4 protein-coding genes are annotated in these 7,144 nt (G+C 73.6%); all 4 read left to right on the top strand.

The features are described 5' to 3' along the window. Positions 1-1,058: 1,058 nt before the first annotated feature. Entirely contained in the window at positions 1,059-3,089 is a 2,031-nt protein-coding gene (locus ABZ896_RS51455; RefSeq protein ID WP_360946045.1) for a glycogen debranching N-terminal domain-containing protein, read from the top strand. A gap of 119 nt (positions 3,090-3,208) precedes the next feature. After that, positions 3,209-3,967 (top strand): NUDIX hydrolase, encoded by a 759-nt coding sequence (locus ABZ896_RS51450; RefSeq protein WP_360946042.1) that lies wholly within the window; start codon positions 3,209-3,211, stop codon positions 3,965-3,967. A 40-nt stretch (positions 3,968-4,007) separates the two neighbouring features. After that, the gene (locus tag ABZ896_RS51445) at positions 4,008-5,969 is read left to right on the top strand and encodes an ABC transporter ATP-binding protein (RefSeq protein ID WP_360946039.1); all 1,962 of its coding nucleotides are present in this window, start codon (positions 4,008-4,010) and stop codon (positions 5,967-5,969) included. A 162-nt stretch (positions 5,970-6,131) separates the two neighbouring features. Next, positions 6,132-7,019, top strand: a complete 888-nt coding sequence (locus tag ABZ896_RS51440) for an FCD domain-containing protein (protein WP_360946036.1) — start codon at positions 6,132-6,134, stop codon at positions 7,017-7,019. The last annotated feature ends 125 nt before the right edge of the window (positions 7,020-7,144 follow it).

The raw sequence follows: 7,144 nt of genomic DNA, 5'->3' as shown, positions 1-7,144 counted from the left end.
TGCGGGAGATGGCGAACGGCGTGCTGCGCGGGGAGCTGTCCCCTGGACCCGGAGTCGATCCGACGGTGCCTGCGGGCGGAACGGGAAGGGCGTGAGACGCGTGCACGGGCGGAGGCCGAGGGGGAGGTGAGCGGTGGGGCGGAGAAGGACGTGATCGGCTCCGAGGAGCGAGGTAGGGCCGGGGCCGGGGCCGGGGCCGGTGCCGGTGTCGGTGCCGGTGTGGGTGTCGGTGTCGGTGTCGGGACGCAGGGTGTTGAAGGTTCAGTAAGTCCGGCCGACGCGGCAGATCCTGCGGATTCCGTGGCCCCGGCAGGACTCGCCTCCCGTCGACGCAAGCGGACCCGTGGTGGGACACGCCCCGCCGCTCCCCGGGCAGCCGGTGCGCGGCGGCCGGTTCAGGACAAGGACAGCGGGCGCCGATCCGAGAGCGTGCCGCCCGGGGGCGGTGCCGCCGAGGGGGACGGATGAGCGGCCGCTGGAAACGAGTCGCGCGCGGGTGGACCCGATGGTGCCGCCGGACGGTGGATCCGGACCGCCGCCATCCGGTCGGCTTCCGTGCCGATGGGCGTGACCCCGAAGAGGCCCGCTCCGTTCACCTGAGTGGCGGAACACCTGACCTGGCCGTTCCGCCGTATCGACCTTGTCCTTCAGGAACCCCGCACCGGGGGCCGAACACGCCCGAGGCGTGCAGAGCGCAGAGGAAGCGCCCCTTGCAGCAGCCGACCCCGTCCTCCACCGACGGCCGTCCCGCCCCCTGCGGAACAGCCGTCCCGTCCTGGACGGCGGGCGCCGACCGGCCACAGAGGAGGACGGACGAGGGCGCGCCGGAGCCGAGGGTCCCGACCGGCACGCGGTTCCTCACCACCGCTGCGGCCGAGCACGGTCGACAACCGGCTCAGGGACACGGGCGAGAGGCAGCCGGGCGAGAGGAACCTGGGCGAGAAGGAGCCGCCCCGTCCACGTCGTGGGACCGCGAGCCGGGACCGCAGGGGCGACCGTCGGCGCCGGCAGGGCAGGACCGGACTTCTCCTCCGTCCACGAATCGTCCCTCTCCGGCCATGAACCGTCCTGCCGTTCGGCCGCCTTCCTCCACCTCGGCGGGCCCGCCAGCGCCGCCGTCAGTCCCGGGCCCCGGTCGGGCCGCCGGCCTGCCTCCGGCACACTCGGCGATCATCTGCGTGGCGCTCCCGGGCCTCGTCATCTCCACGGATCAGGGACAGTTGACCGGTCGTGGCCTGGAGGGCTTCTACCGCGCGGGCCGGCGCGTCCTCGCGCGCTGCCAGGTCCGCGTCGCCGGGCGCGAGCCGATCGCGGTGCAGGCGCGGGCGACCGCGGCGGACCGTGCGCGCTTCGTGGCCGCCCTGCGGGTCTCACCGGGAGCGGGCCCGGATCCGGACGTCACCGTCGAACGGACACGCCACGCGGACGGTGCGGAGCGCATCACCGTCCACAGTGCCGTGCCGCGCCCGCTGCGCCTGCCGGTGGAGGTGGCCCTCGGCACCGATCTCGCGGACCTCGGGGCGATCGCGTCCGGCCGGGCGGTACCCGAACTGCCCGCGACCGTCCACGACTCCGGGCTGCGCTGGTCCTGTGCGACCGGAAGCGTGTCCGTCACGGCCGACCCGCCACCCGCCGACGCATTGGCCTCGGCAGGCCTGCTGCGCTGGGAGTTCGAGCTGCCCCCGGGCGGCACCGCGACGATCGACCTGCGGGTGCGGCTGGACGGAGCGGGTTCCGTACGGGCCGTAGGCCGCGCGGCGACGAGCCCCCTGGCGTCCGCGCGGGCGACCGGGGACCACCCCGCGGTCCAGCCACTCCTGCGCACGAGCATCGACGACCTCCAGGCTCTGCTGCTGCGCGACCCCGCGCACCCCGCCGACACCCACCTCGCGGCCGGAGCACCCTGGCGCTGCGGACTCGCCCCCGCGGACGCGCTCGTCGCCGCCCGGATGACGCTGCCGCTCGGTACCCGGCTCGCCGCAGGCACCCTGCGCACCCTCGCGCGCACCCAACTCCGCGACAGAACGGCGCAGTACGGCATGATCCCCGGGCCACGCCGGGACGCCGGGTCACATCTGCCGGCCGGTTGCACGGGTACCGAGGCCACGCTGCTCTTTCCCACGCTCCTCGCGGAAGCCCGCCGTTGGGGGCTCACCCGCCAGGAGACGGAGGAGTTGCTCCCCGCGGCCGAGCTGTGTCTGGGCTGGTTGAGGGCGACCGTGGTCGGGGGGACGTACCTCTGCGATCCGCAGCCCGGCGGCCCGGCCCGTTGCGAGACCCAGGCGCATGCCCACCGTGCGGCCGTCCTCGGCGCCGATCTGCTGGACGCGTTCGGCAGACCGGGCGGGGCGGAACTGCGGGAGTGGGCACGCAGACTGCGGGTGGCCTTCCGTGAGGAGTTCTGGCTGGAGGACCCGAGCGGTGGTCGGCCCGCGGCGGCCCGCGCCCCGGACGGGCGCCTGGTGCCGCAGCTCGGTGCGGCGGCCGTCCATCTGCTGGACACCGGCCTGCTGGGCGGGGGAGAGCAGGCGCCCGGACTGCTCGACAGGGTGCAGACCGAACAGCTCGCCCGGCTGCTCGGAAGCCCGGCCATGGACTCCGGCTGGGGCCTGCGCGGCCTTGGGGCGAAGGAGCATGGGTACAACCCGTTCGGCCATCGCACCGGCGCCGTACGGGTCCACGAGACGGCGGTCGCCGTAGCGGGCCTCGCCGCCGCGGGGTACGAGAAGGAAGCCGGTTCCCTGCTCAGAGGTCTGCTCGCGGCGGCCGAGCCTTTCGGCTACCGGCTTCCCGAGATGTACGCGGGCGAGCAGCGCACCGACGGGAGCGTTCCCCTTCCGCATCCCGCGGCCTGCCGCCCGGCGGCCACGGCGGCCGCCGCCGGTGTCCACCTGCTGGCCACCCTCGCGGGCATCCGCCCCGACGCCCCGGCGGGGACGGTCACGCTGCGTCCCGTGAGCAGCGTGCCGCTCGGCGAGATCGGCCTGACCGGGCTGCGGGTCGCGGGAGCACCCTTCTCGGTACGGGTCAGCAGACTCGGGCTCGCCATGGTCGAGGAGGCCGCCGAGGAACTGCAACTGGGAGTGTGACCTCGTACGACGTCCCGTACGACGGTGTTCCGGAGGGCGGGCCGGACGGCAGTGGATCAACCGTCGATGCGGTTGGCGAAGGGAGTGTTTATCGTCAGGCAGACGACTATGATCGCCGCATGCCCTACGACCCGTCAGCCTTTCCGCCCTTCGCCGTCACCGTGGACCTGGTCGTACTGACCGTGCGCCGCCACTCTCTGTGTGCGCTCGCGGTGCGCAGGGGCGAGCCGCCGTTCCAGGGGCGCTGGGCGCTTCCCGGGGGTTTCGTGCGGGCCGACGAGGACCTGGCGCAGGCGGCGGCGCGTGAACTGGCCGAGGAGACCGGACTGCGGGCGCACGACCCCGCTGCCCCCGCTCAGGACAACGGAGCGCATCTGGAACAGCTCGCGACCTACGGCGACCCCAAGCGGGATCCGCGGATGCGGGTGGTCAGCGTCGCCCACCTCGCGCTCGCCCCCGACCTGCCCGCGCCCCGGGCGGGTGGCGACGCGAGCAACGCGCGCTGGGCGCCGGTGGAGGAGCTGTTGCAGCAGGGCGGTTACGGCAGGGACGGAGAACCGGTCGCGCCGCTCGCCTTCGACCACGCCCAGATCCTGGCGGACGGGGTGGAACGGGCCCGCTCCAAGATCGAGTACTCGTCGCTGGCCACGGCGTTCTGCCCGCCCGAGTTCACCGTCGGGGAGCTGCGCCGTGTCTACGAGGCGGTCTGGGGTGTGGCGCTGGACCCGCGCAACTTCCATCGCAAGGTGACGGGCACTCCGGGGTTCCTCGTGCCCACCGGCGGTACGACCACACGGCAGGGCGGTCGTCCGGCGCAGCTCTTCCGGGCCGGCGGTGCCACTCTGCTCAACCCCCCGATGCTGCGTCCCGAGGTGTGACGCCCCGAAAAAACGGACATAGCGCGCTATCTTGCTTCGGGTGATCCAGGCCTTCGGACTGACCAGCAACTCCCGCAAGGACCAAGCGCCCGCGGTCGACGACGTGTCCTTCGAGGCGCGCGCGGGCCGTGTCACCGTACTTCTCGGGGCGCAGGGGGCGGGCAAGACGACGGCGCTCAGGCTGATGCTCGAACTCCAACAGGGCCGTGGCATCACCTACTTCAGAGGCCGCCCGCTGCACCGCATCGCGCACCCCTCGCGTGAGGTCGGTGCGCTCATGGGCGATGTGCCGGGCCATCCCGCGCGCACGGTCCGTGGCCATCTGCGCATGCTGTGCGCCGCTGCGGGCGTGTCGGTCGGGCGGGCCGACGAGGTCCTCGAAGTGGTGGGTCTCGTCAGCCTGCGCGACGAGCGGCTCGGCAGCCTCTCGCGCGGCATGGACCGTCGGCTCGGACTGGCCTGCGCCCTGTTGGCGGACCCGCACACGCTCGTGCTCGACGCTCCGGCCGACGGGCTCTCCACCCGCGAGAGCCACTGGTTGCACGGCATGTTGCGGGCGCACGCGGCCCAGGGCGGCACGGTCCTGTTCACCACGGCCGAGCCCAAGGAGGCCGCGCGGGCCGCGGACCGCGTCGTCACGATCGAGCGGGGCAGACTCGTGGCGGACCAGGAGGTCACGGAGTTCGCCCGCACCCGGCTGCGGCCTCGCGTGGCCGTGCGCAGCCCGCACGCCGTCCGACTGGCCGCCCAGCTCGCCAAGGAGGCGCGCACCGCGCACCGCTCCGTCGAGATCGTCAGAGAGGACGGCAACCGGCTGTCCGTGTACGGCAGTACCTGCGCCGACGTCGGCGAGGCCGCCTTCCGCCACGGCATCCTCGTCCATCAACTCGCCGACGAGATCGGGGACATGGGACCGGGGGCGGGGTCGCCCCCCACGGGTGGTCCGTGGACAGGCGAGTGCACGGAGGCTTCGGGGCTGAGGGCCGGAGAACCTCGTCGTCCGGAGGCGGCTGACACGGCCGAGCCGGCCGAGGTGGCCGTGGCGCAGATCGTGGGTGCCGAGACGGCCGTAACCCAGGTCGGAGCAGTGGGGGTGACTGAGCCGGAAGCGCGGGCCGGTCAGGAAGTTCGTGGTCGGCACGGCGCTCCCCGCACCGGCTCTTCCCCGCGCCCCAGCCTCAAGAACGTGGCCCCGCTGTCTCCCCTCCCACCCCCCATCTCCGTCCGCTCCGCCCCCAGTCCCTTGCGCCCGCTGCGGTACGAACTCCGGCGCGCCGCGGGGATCGGGACCGGTTTCCTCACGGGCGCGGCCGTGCTCATCGTCTCCGCCCTCACCGCCGTACTCCTGGCACGCGTGGGACGCACGCCGCAGCCGCGCCTGCTGGCCGCGTGGCCCGAAGAGCTGCCGTTGCCGCCCGCGGCGCTCGGGGCCGGGCTGCTCGGCGCGCTCGCCTTCGGCGACGAGTTCCGCCACCCCGCCCTGGCGGCAGACCGCGGCACCGTGCCCCGTCGGCTGGGGCTCCTTGCCGCGAAACTCGTCGTCGCCGGGGCCACCGCGCTGATGCTGGCCTTCCTCACGGTGGGCTGCGACGCCGAAGCGCTCTACCTCGTCTACGGACGGGAGCTTACGGAAGTTCCCGCCGACTGGTTGGCGCTGAGCGCGAGTTGGCTCGGGCTGGTGGTCGGGTGCGCCTGGGCCGGAGTGCTGGCCGCCGGGGTGTTCCGGTCCACCACGGCCGGGCTCGCGGCGGTGGTCGCCGTGCCCGTTCTCGTCGTACCTCTGGTGCAGAAAGCGCTGGAGGGAGCGTCGGTGCGGGCCGCGGCCGGGGTGCCCGCGCGGCTGCGGGAATCCCTCCTGGTCCAGTGGCCGTTCGGGGGAGAGCGCTATCTGGCCGGAGCGGTAAGGGTCGTCGTCCAACCCGTGGGCGGCGCGCTGGCGTTGTCGCTGACCGCCCTGCTGTGCGCGTATCTGCTCACGACCCTGCGCAGCAGGGTCCGATGACGACCGTCCGTGTCCAAGTGATCCCGACCTGTGCACAACTCCCCGGTGAAAGCCCATTTCTTTCCGATAAGGCGTCAATTGCGACGGGGTGAGCGATCACCCTTTCGTGTGCTTTTCACCAAAGACCTCAAGGGAGTTGGGGCTGAGGCCGACAAAGGATCCGTGAGTACCCTTGCGCACACCATGATGACCGCCGCCCGCTCCGCCGACTCCGGTCTGGCCGGCCCGGGCGAACTCGACCGCTACCCCTACGCCGAGGCCCCGGCCGTCCAGCGCGTAGGAGCCCCTGTGTGGGACGCCGCGGACCCGGAGCTGGGCCGCGTGGGCCGGCGCACCGCGGGCAGCCGCGGACGCGGGCTGCACGGCCAACTCGTCCAGCAGCTCGGCCAGATGATCGTCTCCGGTGACCTGGGCGCCGACCGGCCGCTCGTGCCCGAGGAGATCGGCCAGCGTTTCGAGGTCTCCCGCACCGTGGTCCGCGAGTCGCTGCGCGTTCTGGAGGCGAAGGGACTGGTCAGTGCCCGCCCGAACGTCGGCACGCGCGTGCGTCCGGTCAGTGACTGGAACCTCCTCGACCCCGACATCATCGAGTGGCGGGCCTTCGGGCCGCAGCGGGACGACCAGCGCCGCGAGCTGAGCGAGCTGCGCTGGACGATCGAGCCGCTCGCCGCACGCCTGGCCGCGGGGCACGGTCGCGCCGATGTCCAGCAGCGTCTCGGTGACATGGTCGAGATCATGGGGCACGCCATGGGGCAGGGCGACGCGCTCACCTTCTCCCGTGCCGACGCAGAGTTCCACTCCCTGCTGATCCAGGTCGCGGGCAACCGCATGCTGGAGCACCTCTCGGGGATCGTCTCGGCCGCGCTCCAGGTCTCCGGGGGGCCGGTCACCGGCTGCGACCGGCCGACCGAGTCGTCGCTGGGGCACCACGGCCGGATCGCCGACGCCCTGGCCGCCGGGGACGGTGCGGCCGCGGAGTCCGCCATGCGTCAACTGCTCACCGTCCACCCCGAGGTGGAGCGCGTGGTGCCGGCGCCGCGCGAGCACTGACCGCGCACCGCGGGCGGTGCGGCCGGGGATGCCCTTCCCCCTCCTGCGGCATCGGTCGGCCGCCGAACCGCACCTCCGCCAGGTTGGTGAATCCGCCGTGTCCGTCGTAGATCCGCAGCATCGGT

The organism is Streptomyces sp. NPDC047072 (assembly GCF_040643855.1).
GTDB lineage: Bacteria > Actinomycetota > Actinomycetes > Streptomycetales > Streptomycetaceae > Streptomyces.
The sequence above is the reverse complement of the archived record's forward strand: the minus strand, read 5'-3'. Positions and strand labels throughout refer to the sequence as shown.